We start from the raw sequence: 20,320 nt of genomic DNA on the forward strand, positions 1-20,320 counted from the left end.
CCTCCCCGGTCTCGCTGTGGCGCGGGGGCAACAAACATTGCTTATCTGCCTAAATACTGTTCGCTTTGATCGGGCGGTGGGAACGCGCTGCCTCGTACGCGCCGCTGTTTATTGAGGCTCCTGCGCAATAAGCGCCTGAATTATCATCAGCGTCGGCTTGATGACATTCGGTCAATGTGTTGGAGTGTGTACGGATAAATAGAATCGGGGGGCCGTTTCGCTTCCCTGATTTCGCGAATTCTTTGACCTCGTTTTCCGTCTCGTTGCGCGACTTGCATATGCGCGCTCAATTAGCTCCGGCCTTATTGCCAAGAGAACAGATGAGCGATTCATTCAATCGGACCCGATCGGCGGCCGAAGTTCTGGGGCTACTGACCCGGAGTCTTGGGACGCTGACCCCGGAGCTGAAGAAGGCTGCCACCCATGTTCTGGAGCATTCGAACCTCATCAGCGTGACGTCCGTCCGAGAGATGGCGCAGCAGGCCGACGTGAAGCCCAACACGCTCGTGCGGATGGCGCGCGCCATCGGCTTTGAGGGTTACGAGGATTTCCGCAAGCCCTTCCGGGAAGAGGTCATCAAAGGCCGGGACGATGCCCACGTGCGGGATAGCTGGCTCCAATCGCACCCGTCAGAGGACACGCGATCCAGCCTTTATGCGGATCTGGCAACCGCGTCTTTGGGGAGCCTGGAACGCCTCTTTTCGGAGACGACATCGCCCGCAATCAAGGCCGCAGCGGACGCTATCGCCCAAGCGCCGGCCACCTACGTTCTGGGAACGGGAATGGTGAACTCCATCGCCGCCTATTTTGCCTATCTCGTTGGAATGGCGGGAGCGAAGGTCATAGCCATCCCGCGCGATGGCCTGTCCCCTGCAGAGGGGCTGCAAAGGGCCGCCCGTGACGACGTTCTCGTCGCCATGGCATTCAAGCCGTATCAGCATGAAGTCGTAGAGGCCGTGTCCCTCGCCGGAGCGCGCGGACTGAGGGTCATTGGCGTGTCCGACAGTCCCGCCTCCCCCATCATGACGAGCGCAATTCACCGGTTTGTGGTGCCCATACGGCCGCGGCCGGTTTTTCCCTCGAGTCTGGGACTGATTGCACTTCTCGAGGCCATCATCGCGTTCATGATAACGTCCCGCGAAGACGGCGCGTCGAGCATCGACGGTGCGCAGCAGCCGCGCGGCGACGGCATTCCGTTGGACGAAGGCGGCCGTTAAAGCCGAACTTACGAGCCGTTCTCCGTCACGCTGACCTGCAGCAGGGAGCTAAAGTGCCGCCTTGGCCGCCTGATTGCGGGTGGCCTCGCCGTTTGGCTGGAACGCGAGCAAGGCGAATAGCAAGGCTGCTAGAAGCAAGCTGCCATCGATCCAAGCGGACGCCGGATCCGACGCCAATCCATGCCAGCGATTGAAGTGGAGCACGGCGACAGCGGCAAGTGCTACGGCCGACAATCCCTGGAACGCACGCCTTACCGTTGCCGCCTCGCGCACTCCCGCGGCCAGCACCAGCGTGGCAAGGGTGACGGCAAGATAGACCACTACGAGAAGTTCTTCGCCGATGAAGAGAGACGCGAAAGCACACGCCGCAAGCGCCAGGGGCTGCCCCCAGGTCACGGCTGACCACAAGCGCTCCCATTTCTCAGCGGGGAGGCCCTTATCGCGACGGCGCGACAGCCAGATAGCGACGCCGGTCTGCGTGACGATCGTCATCGCCAGCCCAAGTAGCGCATAGATGACCTTCGTCCCAAGGCCGCCGAACCAACCGAAGTGCAACGGCTGCAGCACGCCCAGAATTTGCTGGCCGATACCGCCCACTTCCAGGCCGCCGTCGCCGAGAGGCTTGCCGTTGCCGTCGAAGTAATAGGTGTTACCAAACGCAAGATGCCCGGGTGTGCGCATCGTCAAATTGACGTGCTGCCCACTTGTGGCGATGCGCTGATAGTGCACCGCTACGAGTTCGGCATTTGGAGCCTTGCTCTGCACGCTCGCAACCATCGGCGCAACGTCGGGTACCGGCGCCGGCTCTTCGGTTACCGCGGCGCGCGGGCCCAAAATCGTCGCGAACGCTTTCTCGGAATCGCCGTTGTAGGCCGCAAGAGCCAGGACGCCGATGATCAACGTCGCCAGTCCGAGTAACGCGCCGGTCAATGAAACGACGACGTGAAAGGGCAGTGCCCATACGCCGAGGCGATTATGCAGGTCCGCTTGCTGGAGGCGCTTTGATCGTCCCCAACGCAGAGCGAAGGCGTCTTTGAAAATGCGCGGATGTGCGAGCAGGCCCGAGATCAACGAGGAAAGCAGCGCAACGCCGGTCAAGCCGACGATGAAAAGCCCCCAGGTGCGCGGCAGATGAAGCTCCATATGGAGGTGCGCCAGAAACTCGGACCACGGCGAGACTACGCGCGTTACCAGTCGGCCGTCGTTGTCGGCGACCCATTCGCCCTCCTTGCCCGCGTCATTGAAATACGTGACGAGGAATCGCGGACTGAGAGCGCTCGGAAGGAAGAGAAAAAGATCCTGAGCAACATTGTCGGCAACCGCCTGCGCGTGACCGGCGCGCGTTGCTTCCGCGATTGCCTCAGTCTTGATCGGGCCGGACGCAAGGGGCGCGTCTGGCTGTTCCCAGCGATGGAAGTCGTGGAGGAACACGCTCAGCGTGCCGGTTAGGCACACAATGTAGATCAACGCCGCGAACGCGAGCCCCAGTGCCGAATGGCCCGCCAGCATCGCCTGGACGAACTTCGGCGGCAGCAGCGGGCGTTTGCGCACTTGCGATGGCTGGCGGCCGGCGCTCGACGTCATTTCGTTCATGCTGCGAGAACTTTCGGGAGAAAGGCGATGGCGTAACTCAGCGCCGAAATCGCAAGAAGGATAAGTGTGGCCCGGCCGAGCTTGGCGTCGGCGAGCGTCCAGGCCATACCGCCTCCCCAAAGGATGGGCACAAGCAGCGCGCCGATCACAATGCGGTCGTGCGGGCCCATGGGCATCGCGACGGCGAAGGCAACGCCGATACCGATGGCAGCGACGCCGGCCAGCACGATGGCGAGCAAGCTTTTGGCGATGGCGCGTTTCCAATTCGTCGGGCGCGCTTCGGGCTCAAGTGAGAGCTGTGCTGATGATCTTGAATTGGGTTTCCGCACTTCGCTCGATATCGCGACGATCGCGTAGGCCGCGAGCGATACCGCCAGGATTCCATACGCAGCGGCTCGCTCTGCGCTCATCGTGTGGCTCATCACGACAAAGCTTGCTGCGATAAAGAGCCAGCCGAAGGCGACGATCAGGTTATGCCGGCGCGCGCCTCGCCAGCTGGCGCGCAGCAGCAGGACACCGGCAACGATCAAGGCGATTGCGCATATGACGAGCAGCGTCATCGAAGGCGTATGAATCGGAACGTTCCCCTGCGATTGAACTTCTCGCAAATCCGCGGCCAGCCTCGTGCCTCGATCCTTTTGATCGCGGCACAGCGCTGCGCTGCGGGTCGCTTGTGGCGTCCCCGCGATGATCATGGGGGCATAAAAGAAAGTCTACAATTTTTGTAAAGTAGCAGGCGGATTTTAGAAGCGCTGCTGAGGGCAGCGCTTAGCTGCGCTCGGATCAATCGCGCATACGCCGAATGGCGTAGAAAACGTCGTGGAAGCTTGAGGAGCGACGCTGCCTAGGTGCAGCTTGTTGCTGCCCTCAGGCCCCGTGCGTCAAAGGTCTGAATGGCGCGAGAGACGGGACTTGAACCCGCGGCCTCCGCCGTGACAGGGCGGCGCTCTAACCAACTGAGCTACTCCCGCAATTCAGAAAGTGACGGGCGCCGAAGCGCCCGCCGTCACGACGCTGGGAATACGTGAAGGCTGCGCAGTCGTCAAGCCAGAGATCGCACTGGAACGAAAAGAAAAATCGCGCAGCGGCCGCATTCTCCACTAACGGCGCGCAAGAAAGTCCAGCTTGCCAATTTCCAGGCCGTTGTGTCGCAGGATGTTATAGGCCGTCGCGCAGTGGAAATAGAAATTCGGCAGCGAGACGTGGAGAAGATATTCGCGACCGCTGATCACCACATCTTTTCCTGCGAGCTTGAGCGTCAGCTGCTTGGCGTCAGAGCCTTCGAGCTGCTCCGGCGTATAGGCCGCGAGCATCGCCTGAACTTTCGCGATGCGCGCCTTCAGTTCGGGAAGCGTCTTTTCCGTATCGGGAAGGCTTGGCACTTCAAGACCCGCAAGCCGTGCCGGCGCCGCCTTGGCGAAGTCAGTCGCCAGCTGGACCTGGCGCATGAGGTCGAACATATCGGGATAGAGTCGCGCGGCCAGCAGTACGGCCATGTCGATCTTCTTTGCCGTGGCGTAGGCCTCGGCCTTATCGAGAATTGCGTCGAGGGCGGCCAGCTGCTTCTGAAATGTCGGGATTGCGATGTCGTACATCGATACGGCCATGGGATTTCTTTCTTCGCTAAATGAGACGTGTTCGCGTGGGGTCGCGAGCGCTCTTCTAGGCCATAGCGACGCTGAAGTCTGCGGCCGAGCGTGCTCACGCATCGCCCTGAATTGGCTCATGCGAGCCTGAGCAGTTGAAGGCTCGAGCGAATGGCCCTGAGGCCTCAATGTGCATATTGGAAAATGGTGGGCGGTGAGAGGGTCGAACTCCCGACATCCTCGGTGTAAACGAGGCGCTCTACCACTGAGCTAACCGCCCGACGCGCCCTTGCTAATCGGTCTTCCAAGGGCTGTCAAAAACAAACACGCGCGCCACTTTCGCAGCGCGCGCGGAAAAACAGATGAAATCGGCTTAGTTCAGGTTCAGTGCGTCTTTCAGCCCCTTCGCCGGCGTGAACTTGGGCACGCGCGAAGCGGGGATCTGAATGGTCTTGCCGGTTGCCGGGTTGCGGCCTTCGCGCGCCTTGCGGGCTGCGACTTTGAAGGTGCCGAAATCGGGAATGCGGACTTCGTGGCCGTCCTTCATTGCTGCACGAATATGCGCAAGAACGGCATCCACCACGCCACTCGCCTTCTCCTTCGTCAATTCGCAATCTCGGGCAACGGCATCAATCAAATCTTTTTTGCTCATCTCGTCTTTCCTCTAATGTGGGAGATGGATTTAGCTCCAGGGCGTGGCGCCCGGGGCGGCCACATGGGGGGTAGCCAGCCGCGCATGCTGGGGTAGAAGCGCCCAATCGCCCCTTCCGTCAAGCGGAAAAGCCCGTATTTCCGGACAAAATCGCTCCTAAAGTGCTCTTCGGTTGCAAAAGAAAATGCCCCTGCACAGTTACTGCGCAGGGGCATCTATTTCGCTAAATTTTCCGTTCAGGAAACTAGTGAGCGGTAATCCGCGCACCGGCTTTTCCGGACTCTTTCGCCTCAAGCGCTTCGGCTTCGGCGGCTTCGTCCCAGGTGATGGCTTCGGGTACGCGAACGAGCGCAACCTTCAAGACTTCATCAAGACGCGAAACCGGGATGATTTCCATCTTGGTCTGCACCTCGGCCGGAATTTCCGCCAAGTCCTTGGCGTTCTCTTCCGGAATGATGACCGTCTTGATGCCACCGCGCAGGGCAGCAAGGAGTTTTTCCTTGAGGCCACCGATCGGGAGCACGCGACCGCGAAGCGTGATCTCGCCCGTCATCGCCACGTCCTTGCGAACGGGGATGCCTGTCAGAACCGAGATGATCGCCGTCGTCATCGCGATGCCTGCTGACGGTCCGTCCTTCGGCGTTGCGCCTTCCGGCACGTGCACGTGGATGTCACGCTTCTCGAACAGCGAGGGATGAATTCCGAAATCGATGGAGTGCGAGCGCACGTAGGCGTTCGCAGCCTGGATCGATTCCTTCATAACATCGCGCAGGTTGCCCGTGACCGTCATTCTGCCTTTGCCCGGCATCATGACGCCTTCGATCGTCAGCAATTCGCCGCCGACTTCGGTCCATGCGAGGCCCGTGACGATGCCGACCTGATCCTCGAGCTCGGCTTCACCGAAGCGGTACTTCGGCACGCCGAGGAAGTCGCGGACGTTTTCGGCCGTGACGACGATCGAGGTCTTCGACGACGTCAGGATCTCCTTCACCGCCTTACGGGCGAGCTTGGCAATTTCGCGCTCTAGAGAGCGGACGCCGGCTTCGCGCGTGTAGCGGCGAATGACTTCCTTCAACGCACCGTCTTCGACGGACCACTCGCCCGGCTCGAGCCCGTGAGCCGTGTACTGCTCGGGGATCAAGTGGCGCTTGGCGATTTCGAGCTTCTCGTCTTCGGTGTAACCCGCGAGACGAATGATCTCCATACGGTCCATCAGGGCCGGCGGGATATTGAGCGTGTTGGCCGTCGTCACGAACATCACGTTCGAGAGATCGTAATCGACCTCCAGATAGTGGTCGTTGAACGAGCCGTTCTGCTCAGGATCCAAAACCTCGAGCAATGCCGCTGCCGGATCGCCGCGGAAGTCCTGACCCATCTTGTCGATCTCGTCCAAGAGGAAGAGCGGGTTGGTCCGCTTCGCCTTCTTCATGGACTGGATGACCTTGCCCGGCATGGAGCCGATGTAGGTCCGGCGATGGCCGCGGATTTCTGCTTCGTCGCGAACGCCGCCGAGCGACATGCGCACGAACTCACGGCCGGTCGCGTTGGCGATCGACTTGCCGAGCGACGTCTTACCGACGCCCGGAGGTCCGACGAGGCAAAGGATCGGGCCCTTCAGCTTGTTCGTACGCGCCTGCACCGCGAGATACTCGAGGATGCGTTCTTTGACCTTCTCGAGGCCATAGTGCTCCTGATCGAGGATCGTCTGCGCTTCGGCGATGTCCTTCTTGACCTTGCCCTTGATCCCCCACGGGATCGACAGGAGCCAGTCGAGATAGTTGCGCACGACCGTCGCTTCGGCCGACATGGGCGACATCTGCTTGAGCTTCTTCAGCTCAGCCAGCGCCTTGTCCTTGGCCTCTTTCGACAGCTTCGTGTTCTCGATCTTTTCCTCGAACTCGGCGATGTCATCGCGTTCGTCGGAATCGCCAAGCTCCTTCTGAATGGCCTTCATCTGCTCATTCAGATAGTACTCGCGCTGCGTCTTCTCCATCTGGCGCTTCACGCGCGAACGGATCTTGCGCTCGACCTGGAGAACGGAAATCTCGCTCTCCATGAGCGTGTAGACGCGCTCAAGACGCTCGGAGATGCTGGCCGTTTCGAGAACGTCCTGCTTCTCGGAGATCTTCACTGCGAGGTGCGAGGCGATGGTGTCGGCGAGCTTCGCATAATCTTCGATCTGGCCGACGTTGCTCAGAACTTCGGGCGAGACCTTCTTGTTGAGCTTCACGTAGCTCTCGAACTGCGTCACGACGGAGCGCGCGAGGGCTTCAAGCTCGTCCTTGGCGCCAGGCACCTCCGCGACGCGCTCGACTTCGGCTTCGAAGTAGTTGGCGTTCGTGGTGTAGCGGCTGATCTTGGCGCGCGCGTTGCCTTCGACGAGAACCTTCACGGTACCGTCGGGCAGCTTCAAAAGCTGGAGCACGGACGCCAGCGTGCCGATCTCATAGATGGCGTCGGGAGCCGGATCATCGTCCCCGGCGTTCTTCTGCGCGGCAAGCAAGATCTGCTTGTCGGCGCGCATCACTTCCTCGAGCGCCGCGATCGATTTCTCGCGACCGACGAAGAGGGGAACGACCATGTAGGGGAACACAACGATGTCGCGAAGCGGCAGGACCGGAAACAGCTCCTTGCCGCCGGCTTTGTCTTTGGACTTTTTGTCTTCGCTCATTTCACTTACCTATTCGCCGTGCGCCGGAAGCTTGTCACAGCCTACTGACGCATTCCACACTCGTTCCACTTAAGAGCCACGTTTCCCGCCCCTTTTTGTGGCGACGGTCGACATGCTCGTGAGCGCGAGCGCGGGGTGAGACCCAAGCTCAAGACACCGGTTCCACGGATTTCCTCGGCTGGCTGCTTGACGCCACTCCCTCCGAACAAATGGGGACCGGCGCCCCGCAAACAAGTCCCGGGACCAAGCCCCCGGAAGGCCATTATTGTCGCGATGGGTTAGGCTGTGGATCCCTTCTCCTCGGCACGATCCGAGTAGATCCGGAGCGGCTTTGCCGAGCCTTCCACGACTTCGGGTCCGATGACGACCTCTTCGACACCCTTCAGCGTCGGCAGATCGTACATCGTGTCGAGCAGGATACCTTCCATGATCGACCGGAGACCGCGAGCACCCGTCTTGCGCTCGATGGCTTTGCGGGAGATCGCCTTCAAAGCATCGAGCGTGATCGTGAGCTTCACGTCCTCCATTTCGAAGAGGCGCTGGTACTGCTTGACGATGGCGTTCTTCGGCTCGGTCAGGATCTGGACGAGTGCGGTTTCATCGAGGTCTTCCAGCGTCGCGATGACGGGGAGACGGCCGATGAACTCGGGAATGAGACCGAACTTCAGCAGATCTTCCGGCTCGACGTTGCGCAGGATTTCGCCCGTGCGGCGCTCGTCGGGTCCGTTGACGCGCGCCGAGAAGCCGATCGAGGAACCCTTGCCACGGCGCGAGATGATCTTTTCGAGACCGGCAAACGCACCGCCGCAGATGAACAGGATGTTCGTCGTATCGACCTGCAGGAATTCCTGTTGCGGATGCTTGCGGCCGCCCTGGGGCGGTACGGAAGCGACCGTGCCTTCCATGATCTTGAGCAGCGCCTGCTGGACGCCCTCGCCCGATACATCACGGGTAATCGAGGGATTGTCCGACTTGCGGCTGATCTTGTCGACCTCGTCGATATAGACGATGCCGCGCTGCGCGCGCTCGACGTTGTAGTCGGCCGACTGCAGGAGCTTCAGTATAATGTTCTCGACGTCCTCGCCGACATAGCCGGCTTCGGTAAGAGTCGTCGCGTCGGCCATCGTGAAGGGCACATCGAGGATGCGCGCCAGCGTCTGCGCGAGCAGCGTCTTGCCGGAGCCCGTGGGGCCGACCAGCAGGATGTTCGACTTCGCGAGTTCGACGTCATTGTTCTTCGAAGCGTGGTTGAGGCGCTTGTAGTGGTTGTGGACCGCCACGGAGAGAACGCGCTTGGCGTGGAACTGCCCGATGACATAGCTGTCGAGCACGTTGCAGATCTCCTGCGGCGTGGGCACGCCGTCACGAGACTTCACCAGAGTGTTCTTGTTCTCTTCCCGGATGATATCCATGCAGAGTTCGACGCATTCATCGCAGATGAACACGGTCGGACCAGCAATAAGTTTGCGTACCTCATGCTGGCTCTTGCCGCAGAAAGAGCAGTAGAGAGTGTTCTTCTCTTGAGCCATATGTTCTCACCTTCCGTGCAAGCCACATCAAAGCGATGTTCTTGCTTTGGCCCGCCGTTCACGTCCGGCGCGGAGCCGATACTGCGGCGACGTGAACTCCATAACCAATCTGAGCACGCTAGCGTTCAGCAGATCAAGATTGGATTAATGGAGCCCACCCAGCCTTAGGTCGCAAGCGGCGCTATTGCCACACTCGATAATTGGTAGGCAACACCGCGATATAACTGCGAAATTTACCTAACGTACGCCACGTGCAGCGTTTGTTCTCGAACCGTCCGCGCGCGGTGGCGCAGAGCTTGTGCTCCCGCGCTGCGAACGGCCTTATTTGTTGTGCTTACACTCGTCAGCCTGACGTTTTGGTCTCGAATACGCCAGCATCCACTTCGTCGCGGGTTTCGAGGACCTTGTCGATAAGGCCGAAATCGCGGGCCTGGTCGGCCGTCATGAAGTAGTCGCGGTCCAGCGTCTTATCGATCATCTCGTATGTCTGACCTGTGTGCTTCACATAGGTCTCATTGAGGCGCCGCTTCATCTTGATGATGTCCTCGGCGTGCCGCTCGATGTCGGATGCCTGGCCCGAGAAGCCGCCCGAGGGCTGGTGGACCATGACGCGGGCGTTCGGGAGCGCGTAGCGCATTCCCTTAGCGCCGGCGCAGAGGAGCAGCGAGCCCATAGACGCAGCTTGACCGATGCAGAGCGTCGCCACCTGCGGCTTCACGAACTGCATCGTGTCGTAGATCGCCATGCCCGCCGTCACCACGCCGCCCGGCGAGTTGATGTACATGGAGATCTCTTTCTTCGGGTTCTCGGACTCGAGGAACAAGAGCTGCATGCAGATCGATGCGGCCATGTGGTCCTCGACCGGACCCGTCACGAAGATGATGCGCTCCTTCAGCAGGCGCGAAGGCAGATCATAGCCGCGTTCGCCGCGGGTCGTCTGCTCGACGACCATCGGCCAGAATGTGTTTGTCAGGGTGTTTACCGGATCGCGCATCGCCTTCGTCTTTCCTCATCTCGGCCGGCGGGTCCAGCACGCCGGCCCAACTCGCACGCTTCAGTCTCTAGCTTTCACTGCTCTGCAGATGAAGGCAATCAGCGTTCGGTCGCTTCTTCGACGGCCTTCAATAATTCGTCCCGCGAGACCTTCTTCTCTTCCGGCTTTGCTTCTTCGATCACGTAGTCGATGACCTTGTCTTCGAAGATCGGAGCGCGAAGCTCAGCAAGCGCGCCGGGGGTCTTCTCGTAATATTCGTACACCTGCTTTTCACGGCCGGGGTAGCGGCGGGCCTGCTCAACGAGCGCCCGGCGCAGCTCATCCTGCGAAACCTGCAGATTGTTCTTCTCACCGATCTCGCCGATCACGAGCCCAAGGCGAACCCGGCGTTCAGCGATACCGCGGTACTCGGCGCGAGCCTCGTCCTCGGTCTTGCCTTCGTCGGCGAGCGTCTTGTTCGTGGCTTTGAGATTGTTCTCGAGCTGTGTCCATATATTGTTGAATTCGAAATCAACAAGGGATGGGGGAAGCTCGAAGGCGTGCGCCTTATCGAGCGCATCCAGGATCTCACGCTTCAGCTTCGTGCGCGACGCTTGGTCATACTCGCGCTTGATCTGCTCGGAAACAAAGCCGCGCAATTGCTCGAGATTTTCAGTGCCGAGGCCCTTGGCGAAGTCCTCGTCGATGGCCGGTGTCCGGGGCTTTGCGACCGCCGTCACCTTCACTTCGAACTGCGCCGTTTTGCCGGCCAGCGTCTGCATCGGGTAGTCTTCTGGGAACGTCGCGTCGATGACCTTCTCGTCGCCGGCCTTCAGTCCGACCAAGCCTTCTTCAAAGCCCGGAATGAACTGCTTTTTGCCGATGACGAGGCTCTGGCCTTCGGCGGCGCCGCCTTCGAACGCTTCGCCATCGATGCGGCCGACGAAGTTCATTGTCACGAGGTCGCCTTCGGAAGCGGCGCGGCCCTCTTCCGGATCGTAGGCGGTGTTGCGCTCGGCGAGGTTCGTCAGCGCCTTCGTGATGGCTTCGTCATCGACTTCGGCGACGAGCCGCTCAAGCTTCAGCGACTTCAGGTCTGCGACGGGGATCGGCGGCAGAACCTCGAACGACATTTTGTAGGCGAGATCGCCTTCGCCATTGGCGATTTTCTCGAACGTTTCTTCGTTGAAATCGACGAGTTCGACTTTCGGCTGCTGCGCCGGGCGCTCATTGCGGTCCTTGATGGCCTGGACGCTCGTATCGTTGAGCGTCTGCTCCATCACTTCCTGCATGACGGACTTGCCGTACAGCTTCTTCAGGTGCGTCAGCGGGACCTTGCCACGGCGAAAGCCCTTGATCTGCACGCGATCCTTGAGCTCATCAAGGCGAGACGTGAAGCGCTTGTTGAGCTCTGCCTTAGGGACAACCACCTCGAGAGTGCGCTTCAATCCGTCTCTTGCCGTTTCCGTGACTTGCATCGCCGTATTCCTATTGCCGGTGCCATCTTAGCACCTTGCCGCTCAAACTATGTGGGGAGACGCCGGCGCGTCTGTAAAGCGCTAACGCCGCCTGGCCGCCGGTTCGGACAGAAGGTGTCCTTGCAGCTATTGCGTTGAATTTGCTACGTTTTAGCTACCGCGTGTCGCCGATTTAGAACAAACCATGAATGGATTGCCGGCATCGCGCGCCTGGGAGCCTATACCGGGCCTTAAACAGCCTTTCAGGCGGATTGGCAATACGCTGTTGCGATTGCATCGAAATGGAGCGGCGCCTCGCCGCTCGCAGTCCCCTTGCCGGTCCGCCTTCCACATCGCGAAGGCCGGCGCAACGGCCATTCAGACTAGCCAACCCTCGGAGGAAACTAACAGTTTCCCAGGCAACCGTCCGCGCCTATACTTGTTGCATGCATATACCGGTTCGCTAATGCGAAAGGGGTGGCCTGCACGATGACACTGTCTCGGAGAGGGTTCATCAAGCTCTCGGGCGCGACGCTCGCATCGTCGAGCTTGAGCGCGATGGGGTTCGGCGGCAACGGGGCGGCACTTGCCGAGTCGGTTCGGCCTTTCAAGCTCGCCGCCGCTAAAGAGACCCGCAACACTTGCACCTACTGCTCGGTCGCCTGCGGGATCCTGATCTACTCCAGCGGCGATGGATCGAAGAACGCGCACTCGAACATCATGCATATCGAGGGCGATCCGGATCATCCGGTGAACCGCGGCACGCTTTGCCCCAAGGGCTCGGCGCTTCTCGACTACGTGCATTCACCCGGACGGCTACAGGTTCCGAAATACCGCGCTCCCGGCACCAACGAGTTCAAGGAAGTCACCTGGGAGTTTGCGCTCGACCGCATCGCCCGGCTGATGAAGGACGATCGCGACGCCAACTTCATCGCCAAGAACGAGCACGGCGGAACCGTCAATCGCTGGCTGACGACAGGCATGCTCGCGGCATCTGCCACATCGAATGAAACCGCACTGCTGACGTGGAAGGTGGCCCGATCATTCGGGATGCTTGTCTTCGACAATCAGGCGCGTGTCTGACACGCGCCGACGGTAGCCAGTCTGGCTCCAACATACGGTCGCGGTGCAATGACCAACACTTGGCAGGATATCAAGAATGCCAATGTGGTCCTTGTCATGGGCGGCAATGCCGCGGAAGCGCATCCCTGCGGCTTCAAGTGGGCGATCGAAGCCAAGATTCAGAACGGCGCCAAGCTCGTCGTTGTCGATCCGCGATTCACGCGGACCGCCGCGGTTGCGGACTATCACGCTCCGATCCGGCCGGGAACGGACATCGCGTTCCTGTCGGGCGTGATCCGCTATCTTTTGGAAACCGATCAGATCCAGCACGAATACGTTCGCGCCTTCACGAACGCGAGCCTGATCGTCAAAGAGGGCTACAGCTTTAAGGACGGTCTCTTCAACGGCTACGACCCGGAGACCCACAGCTACGACAAGACGGATTGGCAATACGAATTCGACGAACAGGGCTACGCCAAGATCGACGATACGTGGCAGAACCCGCGCTGCGTCATCAATCTCATGCGGCAGCACGTCGACCGCTACACGCCGGAGATGGTGAGCCGCATCTGCGGCACGCCGATCGATAAGTATCTGTTCGTCTGCAATCTGATCGCCAGCACGAGCGCGCCCGATAAGGCGCTGACCAGCCTCTTCGCGCTCGGCTGGACGCAGCACACCATCGGTTCGCAAAACATTCGCACCATGGCGATGGTGCAGCTTCTGCTCGGCAACATCGGCGTGGCCGGCGGCGGCATGAACGCGCTGCGCGGGCATTCCAACATTCAAGGTCTGACGGACGTCGGGCTCCTGTCGAACCAGATGCCCGGCTATCTGACGATGCCCAAGGACGAGGAGCAGACGTTCGATCAGTACATGAGCACGCGGCAGTTCAAGCCGCTGCGGCCCAACCAGATGAGCTACTGGCAGAACTACCGCAAGTTCTTCGTCAGCTTCCAGAAGACGATGTTCGGCGACGCCGCGACGGCGGAAAACAATTGGGCTTACGACTATCTGCCCAAGCTCAATCTACCGATGTACGACATCCTCCGCGCCTTCGAGATGATGGTGCACGGCGAGATCAACGGCTACATCTGCCAGGGCTTCAATCCGTTGATGGCTTTTCCCGAGAAGGTGAAAATCCGGCGCGCCTTGGGCAAGCTCAAATATCTCGTCGTGATGGATCCGCTCGACACGGAGACTGCGCGTTTCTGGGAAGATGTCGGCCCGCTCAATCCGTCCGATCCCGCCAACATCCCGACGGAAGTCTTCCAGCTGCCGACGACGTGCTTTGCCGAGGAAGACGGCTCTCTCGTCAATTCGGCACGCTGGCTGCAATGGCACTGGAAAGCCGCCGAAGCGCCGGCCCAGGCGAAGTCGGACATCTGGATCATGTCCGGTCTCTTCCATCGCATCCGCGAGCTTTACCGGAAGGAAGGCGGGGCATTCCCTGATCCCATTCTCAATCTCACGTGGAACTACACGAACTTTGTCGATCCCAGTCCCGATCAGTTGGCGAAAGAGCTGAACGGTAAGGCTCGCGCCGACATCAAGGATGAGACCGGAGCGGTCGTTCTTAAGGCTGGCCAGCAGCTCGACAGTTTCGGGCAGCTCCGCGATGACGGCACGACCGAAAGCGGATGCTGGATCTTCACGGGTTGCTATACTGAGAAGGGCAACATGATGGCCCGGCGCGGAACGTACGATCCGCGCGACCAGGGCATCACGCCGGATTGGGCGTGGGCGTGGCCCGCCAACCGGCGCATTCTTTACAATCGGGCCAGTGCGGACGTTCAGGGCAATCCGTGGAACCCCGCCAAGCCGATCATCCAGTGGGACGGCAGCCGTTGGGTCGGCATCGACGTGCCCGATTATGGCCCTACCATCAAGCCGTCGGACGGCGTCGGCCCCTTCATCATGAACTCGGAAGGCACGGGGCGCTTCTTCGCGCTCGATCAAATGGTGGACGGACCATTCCCCGAGCACTACGAGCCGATGGAATCCCCGGTTGAGAACTTGCTGCATCCAAAGGTTCAGAACAATCCGGCGGTGCGCGTGTTCGCCGATGATCGCGCCGATTTCGGGACCTCCGCGCAGTTCCCTTACGTCGGAACGACGTACCGGCTGACCGAGCACTTCCACTACTGGACCAAACACGCGTTGATCAATGCGATCCTGCAGCCGCAGGAATTCGTGGAAGTCGGCGAAGCGCTGGCGAAGGAAAAAGGCATCGCAGACGACAGCTGGGTTCGCGTGAGTTCGAAGCGCGGCACCATGATCTGCAAAGCGCTGGTGACGAAGCGCGTCCGGTCCATGCTGGTTGCGGGCAAGCCGACACACGTGATCGGCATTCCGATCCATTGGGGCTTCACCGGTTTGGCGAAGAAGGGTTACGGCGCGAACCTGCTCACGCCGTCAGTCGGCGACGCCAATACGCAAACGCCAGAATTCAAGGCGTTCCTCGTCAATATCGAACCGAGCAACGGGCCTGAAGGCGAGGTCTGACGGAGTCGTCTAGTCCATGACCAATTATCAGTCGCAGAACTACATCCGCATATCGGCCACGACGCTGACGCCGCCCGCCGCGCGCAACGATGAGGCTTCGATGGCGAAGCTGATCGATGTTTCGCGGTGCATCGGCTGCAAGGCGTGTCAGGCGGCTTGCATGGAATGGAACAATCTCCGGCAGCCGGTCGGATCGTTTGAAGGCACCTTGAAGAATCCCATGGACCTCGATCCTGAAGTTTGGACGCTCATGAGGTTTGCGGAATACGAAGACGACAAAGGCGATCTTGAATGGCTGATCCGCAAGGACGGCTGCATGCACTGCGAGGACCCGGGCTGCCTCAAGGCCTGTCCCGCGCCCGGCGCCATCGTCCAGTATGAGAATGGCATCGTCGATTTCATCAGTCAGAACTGCATCGGCTGCGGCTACTGCCTGAAGGGTTGCCCGTTCAATATCCCACGCATCAGCACGGCCGATTACAAGTCCTACAAATGCACGCTGTGCTCGGATCGCGTCGCCGTCAATCTGGAGCCGGCGTGCGTGAAGGCCTGCCCCACCGGCGCCATCCTATTCGGCACGAAGAAGAACATGACAGATTGGGCGGCCGAGCGCGTCGAGGAACTGAAAACAGAACGCGGGTATGAACATGCGGGCCTCTACGATCCGCCCGGCGTCGGCGGTACGCATGTCATGTACGTTCTGCAGCATGCCGACAAGCCGGAGATCTACTCGGACCTGCCGAAGAATCCCACGATCAGCCCGACGGTCGATTTCTGGAAGGGCCTCATCAAACCGGTTTCGCTCGTTGGAATAGCGGCGGCCGCAATCGCAGGCTTCATGCATTGGATGATTGCAGGTCCCAATGAAGTGCAGCCGGAAGATGACGAAGCTGCCGAGCGTTTCATCGAGGGCAAGACCGCGCCGAAATCGCCGCCGGAGCACACGATATGACACGGCCGCGCGGAACATTCATACGAGCCGATCTGGCAACACGGATCAACCACTGGATCACGGCGCTGTGCTTCGTGCTGCTGACACTCTCCGGCCTCTCGATGTTCCATCCGCTTCTCTACTGGATGTCTGCCTTCTTCGGCAGCGGCCAGTGGGCGGCCCAAATTCATCCGTGGATCGGCATCGTGCTGTTCGTCAGCTATGCAGGTTTGGTCATTCAGCTTTGGCGCGACAATCCCTGGGCCAAGGACGATCTCAGATGGATGATGTCGATCAGGCAGGTGCTTGCAAATGAGGAAGAAGGCGTACCGGAGGTCGGGCGCTTCAACGCCGGTCAGAAGTTCGTCCTGTGGGCGATGGTGATCTTGATTCCAATTCTCTTGCTGACGGGACTGATCGCTTGGCAGCATTATTTTTCGAGTTGGACTTCCATCCCGACGCAGCGCCTCGCGCTCCTCATTCATTCGTTGTGCGCGATTGCCGTCATCCTTGTCTGGATCACGCACGTTTATGCTGCCATTTGGATCAGGGGATCGATGCGTTCGATGACGCAAGGGTACGTGACGCCCGGTTGGGCTTGGCGGCATCATCGCAAGTGGTTCCGCTCGCTCGTGACGACAGGTTCCCCTGGGCCGAGACCGAACCCCGTCGAGACGAGAGACGAACAACCGAGAGCGGGTGAATGAAGCAGGGCGGCGCACCTCCGACAGGCAAATGGATCGGCAATCCGCAAGGCGGCGTCGGCGCGCCGGAAGCGCTCTTCCTGCCCGATCGGTTGACGCGCTTTTCAAACACCGCCGCGCGGCTGAGATCGCTTGCCAGCAATCAGCCCATATCGGAATGGCTGATTTTCCTGGCGGACGTGTCGGAGGCGCAGCACAAAGCAGCGATGACCTCGCCGCCCTTGCCTGCAATCGACCGGTCCCTGGTCGATCGATCGGTGGCTGGACGAATGCCGCCTCTTGCGGCGGATGGCCATCATCGCAATCCGGCTTGGCGCGAGGGGCTCGCCATCATCCTCGATGAGCTCGAGGCTCGTACGCTTCCCTCCCCTGCCCTCTCAGCCATCGCGCGGTTGCGCGACGCTTCGACGGACCAGATCGAGGATCTGGCGGACGGCTTTCTGCGCGGATCGACCGGCAGCGGCGATGCCGCGGCCTGCCTCTATGTTGCAGCGGCGCTTCAGGTTTACTTCACTCAGCTCGCCGGCACTCTCGATGCGTCGACCTTGCGCCTGCTGCCGCAGCGTGGGCTCTGTCCGTGCTGCGGCTCGACACCGGTCTCAGGCATGATCATGGCCGCCGGCGATGCGCCAGGAATTCGCTACCTCTATTGTTCGCTGTGCTCGACCGCGTGGAACCACACGCGCGCCATCTGCATCACATGCGAAAGCACCCGGCGGGTCTCGCTGAAGGAGATCGAAGGCGGACCGGGCGTCGTCAAGGCCGAGACCTGCGATGACTGCCAAACCTACGCGAAGATGATCTATCAGGCTAAGGATCGAAACGCCGATCCCTATGCCGATGATCTGGCTTCGCTCGGGCTCGACATCATGATCGGCGAAGCCGGCTGGGCCCGGCATGCCGCCAACCCGATGCTGATGATCGGTTAGCTCAGCTCTAAAGCCCTAGTCCGGCCGCCATCAGTCCGGCAATGATGCCGAACACCACGACGCCACCTGCCACCATCAGAAGCACTGTCGTGCGGAACGATCCTCCGACCATGACGAGCGACGGCAAGCTCACGGGCGGCAAGGTGAGCAAGAGCGCGCCTGCGGGTCCTGCGCCCATGCCGAGCGCAAGCATCGCCTGGATGATCGGCACCTCGCCCGCCGTCGGGATCACGAACAGCATTCCGGCGATCGCGAACGCGACGATCCAGATGATGCTGTTGTCAACGGCCGGGCCGATTTCGGGAAACAGGAATGCGCGCGCGGCGCCGAGCAGCAAAACGAGCACGATGTATTCGGGGATGAGACGCACCGACATGCGAACGAAGATCTCAATCCAGCGCATGAACGCATTCGACGCTGTCGCTTCAGACGTTTTGGTTTCAGCTGTCAACGCCGCAATTTTTGCTTCGGCTGCTGCCGCTTCCTTCGGCGTCACCATCAGATTCACGAGATAGCCCAGGCCAAACACCATCGGCACGCCAAGGGCGATGCGCAAGGCTGTCCAATGCCAGCCGAGTACGAACCCCATGAACACGAGCGTCGCGGGATTGAGAACGGTGTTGCCGAGCCAGAAGGCGATGGCCGCGCCGGGCGACGCTTGCCGCTCACGCAATCCGACCACCACCGGAGCGGCACAGCACGAACACATCATGCTGGGCACGGAAAGTATGCCGGCGGTTGCCACCGTGCCGAAGCCGGTCTTGCCCAGTATGCGGGCGATCCAATCAGCCGGCAGCAACGCCTGAACGCCTGAGCCGACAAGCAAGCCGAGCACCATCGCTTGCCAGATCGCCTTGCCGTACGCCCAGGCATAGCCAATCGCCGCGTCCCATGAGGGCGCCGGCGGGGCTGAAGCCGTGCCCATCAGTATCGAATTGCCGATGGAATGCTGGTCGGCCGCAACGAAGGCGCGGTTAAAATATGGAAACCATTTCACGTAAAAGAGCCCGACGACCACCAACGTCAGGAAGACTGCCCATTTCAGCGTCGCATCGGATGGACGAGGACGAGCAGCGTTCATGCATTCCTCCAACGGCAGCTCAGGCAAAACCAATCTGCAATGGCGCACGCGGATCGTCCACCTATATTGCTGAGAACCGCCGACGGATTGTACTACGATTATCCCACTCTCCGCGTGACGCGGCTCGTCCACGAGGCCTTCGAACGATGCTTGGACCTGTTATTCGTTTGACAGATTTGGCGCATGGGGGCGGCTGCGGGTGCAAGCTTGCCCCATCTGTGCTGCAGCAATTGCTTGCCGGGCAGCCGGGCGCCGGCCCGTTCGCGCAGCTTCTGGTCGGCACGGAAACGGGAGACGACGCTGCGGTCTGGCACATCGACAATGATCAGTGCGTCATTGCGACGACCGACTTCTTCATGCCGATGGTGGATGACGCGCGCGACTTCGGGCGCATCGCCGCTGCCAACGCCATTTCCGATATCTACGCGATGGGCGGACGGCCGATCCTAGCGCTTGCGATCCTCGGCATGCCGCTCAACAAGCTGCCCATCGAAACAGTGCGGGACATCCTCGCGGGCGGCGCCGCGGTGTGCGCGGAAGCCGGAATTCCCGTCGCAGGCGGTCATTCGATCGATACGCCGGAACCGATTTATGGGCTTGCGGTGATCGGCCTTGCGAAGCCGCAGCATATTCGCCGCAATGCCGGCGCGCAGCCGGGCGACGACCTCATTCTGACGAAGGGCATTGGCGTCGGCATCTATTCGGCCGCGTTCAAAAAGCGTTCGCTGCCTGAGGATGCGTATGCCGAGATGATGGCGTCCGCGACTTTGCTCAACCGCATCGGCGCGACGCTCGGCGAGAGCCCACACGTTCACGCGATCACTGACGTCACGGGCTTCGGCCTTCTGGGCCACGCGCTCGAAATGGCGCGGGCAAGCGGTGTCAGCATCGACATCGCTTATGATCGCGTGCCGTTTCTAGCTTCCGCTGAAGCGCTCGCAGATGCCGGATTTGCGACGGGTGCATCGGGGCGCAACTGGGCCAGCTACGGGCACGACGTGATTTTACCCAGTAGCATTCCGCAAACAGGGCGCGTGCTGCTCACAGATCCGCAAACGTCTGGCGGACTACTGATCGCCTGCTCGCCCGAGCATGGTGAAGACGTGCGCAGCAGCATCGAGGCAGCGGGATATCCGAGCGCGCGCATCATCGGTTCCGTGCGCACCGGCGAGCCGCGGATCAACATTTTCTAGCAATCGTCACGCGCGTCTCTTGGGAAGGCTTGGCGGAGGCGAATGGGAGTCGAACCCACCTGGGACAGGCTCGCTGCCCCACTCGGATTTGAAGTCCGAACGTCCCACCGGGGACGATTCACCTCCATCTGCAGCAGCCGGCGAAAGCACGGAGCTTCCGAACAAGTCCAGCCGGTGCTCATTCATGCGGCGAAGATCGCCTTTGCGCAATGTTACGCCATGCCGGTCGAGAAATTC

Annotated in this window: 15 protein-coding genes and 3 tRNA genes; 6 read left to right on the forward strand and 12 right to left on the reverse strand. The window is 60.5% G+C overall.

What is annotated here, in order from left to right; all coding sequences use genetic code 11:
• Positions 1–320 precede the first annotated feature (320 nt).
• Positions 321–1,217, forward strand: a complete 897-nt coding sequence (locus VFG26_RS09165) for a MurR/RpiR family transcriptional regulator (RefSeq protein WP_325024502.1) — start codon at positions 321–323, stop codon at positions 1,215–1,217.
• A gap of 48 nt (positions 1,218–1,265) precedes the next feature.
• Here VFG26_RS09165 and VFG26_RS09170 read toward each other — a convergent pair whose 3' ends face one another.
• The 10 genes from VFG26_RS09170 to tig all read right to left on the reverse strand — a co-directional run bounded on the left by VFG26_RS09170 (position 1,266) and on the right by tig (position 11,699).
• Positions 1,266–2,810 carry a PepSY-associated TM helix domain-containing protein gene (locus VFG26_RS09170; protein ID WP_325024504.1) on the reverse strand — a complete coding sequence of 515 codons (1,545 nt, stop codon included), beginning with the start codon at positions 2,808–2,810 and terminating at the stop codon, positions 1,266–1,268.
• On the reverse strand, positions 2,807–3,370 hold the full coding sequence (locus tag VFG26_RS09175) for a hypothetical protein (protein WP_325024506.1): 564 nt from the start codon (positions 3,368–3,370) through the stop codon (positions 2,807–2,809). The genes VFG26_RS09170 and VFG26_RS09175 overlap by 4 nt, the downstream gene beginning before the upstream one ends.
• A 334-nt stretch (positions 3,371–3,704) precedes the next feature.
• Positions 3,705–3,781, reverse strand: a tRNA-Asp gene (locus VFG26_RS09180).
• A gap of 129 nt (positions 3,782–3,910) precedes the next feature.
• Positions 3,911–4,417 carry a DUF1993 domain-containing protein gene (locus VFG26_RS09185; protein WP_325024507.1) on the reverse strand — a complete coding sequence of 169 codons (507 nt, stop codon included), beginning with the start codon at positions 4,415–4,417 and terminating at the stop codon, positions 3,911–3,913.
• A gap of 184 nt (positions 4,418–4,601) precedes the next feature.
• Positions 4,602–4,676, reverse strand: a tRNA-Val gene (locus VFG26_RS09190).
• A gap of 93 nt (positions 4,677–4,769) precedes the next feature.
• Positions 4,770–5,048 (reverse strand): HU family DNA-binding protein, encoded by a 279-nt coding sequence (locus VFG26_RS09195; protein WP_045835607.1) that lies wholly within the window; start codon positions 5,046–5,048, stop codon positions 4,770–4,772.
• A gap of 244 nt (positions 5,049–5,292) precedes the next feature.
• A complete protein-coding gene (lon, locus tag VFG26_RS09200) occupies positions 5,293–7,719 on the reverse strand; it encodes an endopeptidase La (RefSeq protein ID WP_325024510.1) in 2,427 nt (808 codons plus the stop codon).
• Positions 7,720–7,997: 278 nt separating this feature from the next.
• Positions 7,998–9,248 (reverse strand): ATP-dependent Clp protease ATP-binding subunit ClpX, encoded by a 1,251-nt coding sequence (gene clpX, locus VFG26_RS09205; protein WP_325024512.1) that lies wholly within the window; start codon positions 9,246–9,248, stop codon positions 7,998–8,000.
• A 343-nt stretch (positions 9,249–9,591) separates the two neighbouring features.
• Positions 9,592–10,242: an ATP-dependent Clp protease proteolytic subunit gene (locus tag VFG26_RS09210; protein WP_325024514.1), complete on the reverse strand. Its 651-nt coding sequence runs from the start codon at positions 10,240–10,242 to the stop codon at positions 9,592–9,594.
• Between the two features lie 98 nt (positions 10,243–10,340).
• On the reverse strand, positions 10,341–11,699 hold the full coding sequence (gene tig, locus VFG26_RS09215) for a trigger factor (protein ID WP_325024516.1): 1,359 nt from the start codon (positions 11,697–11,699) through the stop codon (positions 10,341–10,343).
• A gap of 468 nt (positions 11,700–12,167) precedes the next feature.
• On the opposite strand from tig, the gene fdnG reads away from it, so the two are divergent.
• From fdnG to fdhE, 4 genes are read left to right on the forward strand one after another with little or no spacing between them, the layout of a single operon-like run.
• Complete coding sequence (gene fdnG, locus VFG26_RS09220) at positions 12,168–15,245, forward strand: formate dehydrogenase-N subunit alpha (protein ID WP_325024517.1); 3,078 nt, start codon at positions 12,168–12,170, stop codon at positions 15,243–15,245.
• 16 nt (positions 15,246–15,261) lie between these two features.
• Complete coding sequence (gene fdxH, locus VFG26_RS09225; protein WP_325024518.1) at positions 15,262–16,197, forward strand: formate dehydrogenase subunit beta; 936 nt, start codon at positions 15,262–15,264, stop codon at positions 16,195–16,197.
• Positions 16,194–16,883 (forward strand): formate dehydrogenase subunit gamma, encoded by a 690-nt coding sequence (locus VFG26_RS09230; protein ID WP_325024520.1) that lies wholly within the window; start codon positions 16,194–16,196, stop codon positions 16,881–16,883. The genes fdxH and VFG26_RS09230 overlap by 4 nt, the downstream gene beginning before the upstream one ends.
• Positions 16,880–17,809 carry a formate dehydrogenase accessory protein FdhE gene (fdhE, locus tag VFG26_RS09235; protein ID WP_325024522.1) on the forward strand — a complete coding sequence of 310 codons (930 nt, stop codon included), beginning with the start codon at positions 16,880–16,882 and terminating at the stop codon, positions 17,807–17,809. Before VFG26_RS09230 ends, fdhE begins: the two co-directional genes overlap by 4 nt.
• A gap of 7 nt (positions 17,810–17,816) precedes the next feature.
• Here fdhE and VFG26_RS09240 read toward each other — a convergent pair whose 3' ends face one another.
• Positions 17,817–18,890 carry a permease gene (locus VFG26_RS09240; protein ID WP_325024524.1) on the reverse strand — a complete coding sequence of 358 codons (1,074 nt, stop codon included), beginning with the start codon at positions 18,888–18,890 and terminating at the stop codon, positions 17,817–17,819.
• A gap of 146 nt (positions 18,891–19,036) precedes the next feature.
• On the opposite strand from VFG26_RS09240, the gene selD reads away from it, so the two are divergent.
• Positions 19,037–20,083 (forward strand): selenide, water dikinase SelD, encoded by a 1,047-nt coding sequence (selD, locus tag VFG26_RS09245; RefSeq protein ID WP_325024527.1) that lies wholly within the window; start codon positions 19,037–19,039, stop codon positions 20,081–20,083.
• 30 nt (positions 20,084–20,113) lie between these two features.
• On the opposite strand, the gene VFG26_RS09250 is transcribed toward selD, so the two are convergent.
• Positions 20,114–20,209: transfer RNA gene (locus VFG26_RS09250), tRNA-Sec, on the reverse strand.
• Positions 20,210–20,320 lie beyond the last annotated feature (111 nt).

Origin of the sequence: Hyphomicrobium sp. (assembly GCF_035687085.1) — a bacterium.
Lineage (GTDB): Bacteria > Pseudomonadota > Alphaproteobacteria > Rhizobiales > Hyphomicrobiaceae > Hyphomicrobium_B.

What these genes read in the sequence shown, in the direction of transcription:
- VFG26_RS09185 (WP_325024507.1), bottom strand. Translation starts at nt 4,417, where the DNA reads ATGGCCGTATCGATGTACGACATCGCAATCCCGACATTTCAGAAGCAG.
- VFG26_RS09165 (WP_325024502.1), top strand. Translation starts at nt 321, where the DNA reads ATGAGCGATTCATTCAATCGGACCCGATCGGCGGCCGAAGTTCTGGGG.
- fdhE (WP_325024522.1), top strand. Translation starts at nt 16,880, where the DNA reads ATGAAGCAGGGCGGCGCACCTCCGACAGGCAAATGGATCGGCAATCCG.
- tig (WP_325024516.1), bottom strand. Translation starts at nt 11,699, where the DNA reads ATGCAAGTCACGGAAACGGCAAGAGACGGATTGAAGCGCACTCTCGAG.
- VFG26_RS09210 (WP_325024514.1), bottom strand. Translation starts at nt 10,242, where the DNA reads ATGCGCGATCCGGTAAACACCCTGACAAACACATTCTGGCCGATGGTC.
- VFG26_RS09170 (WP_325024504.1), bottom strand. Translation starts at nt 2,810, where the DNA reads ATGAACGAAATGACGTCGAGCGCCGGCCGCCAGCCATCGCAAGTGCGC.
- VFG26_RS09240 (WP_325024524.1), bottom strand. Translation starts at nt 18,890, where the DNA reads ATGAACGCTGCTCGTCCTCGTCCATCCGATGCGACGCTGAAATGGGCA.
- VFG26_RS09230 (WP_325024520.1), top strand. Translation starts at nt 16,194, where the DNA reads ATGACACGGCCGCGCGGAACATTCATACGAGCCGATCTGGCAACACGG.
- VFG26_RS09195 (WP_045835607.1), bottom strand. Translation starts at nt 5,048, where the DNA reads ATGAGCAAAAAAGATTTGATTGATGCCGTTGCCCGAGATTGCGAATTG.
- VFG26_RS09175 (WP_325024506.1), bottom strand. Translation starts at nt 3,370, where the DNA reads ATGACGCTGCTCGTCATATGCGCAATCGCCTTGATCGTTGCCGGTGTC.
- selD (WP_325024527.1), top strand. Translation starts at nt 19,037, where the DNA reads ATGCTTGGACCTGTTATTCGTTTGACAGATTTGGCGCATGGGGGCGGC.
- fdxH (WP_325024518.1), top strand. Translation starts at nt 15,262, where the DNA reads ATGACCAATTATCAGTCGCAGAACTACATCCGCATATCGGCCACGACG.
- clpX (WP_325024512.1), bottom strand. Translation starts at nt 9,248, where the DNA reads ATGGCTCAAGAGAAGAACACTCTCTACTGCTCTTTCTGCGGCAAGAGC.
- lon (WP_325024510.1), bottom strand. Translation starts at nt 7,719, where the DNA reads ATGAGCGAAGACAAAAAGTCCAAAGACAAAGCCGGCGGCAAGGAGCTG.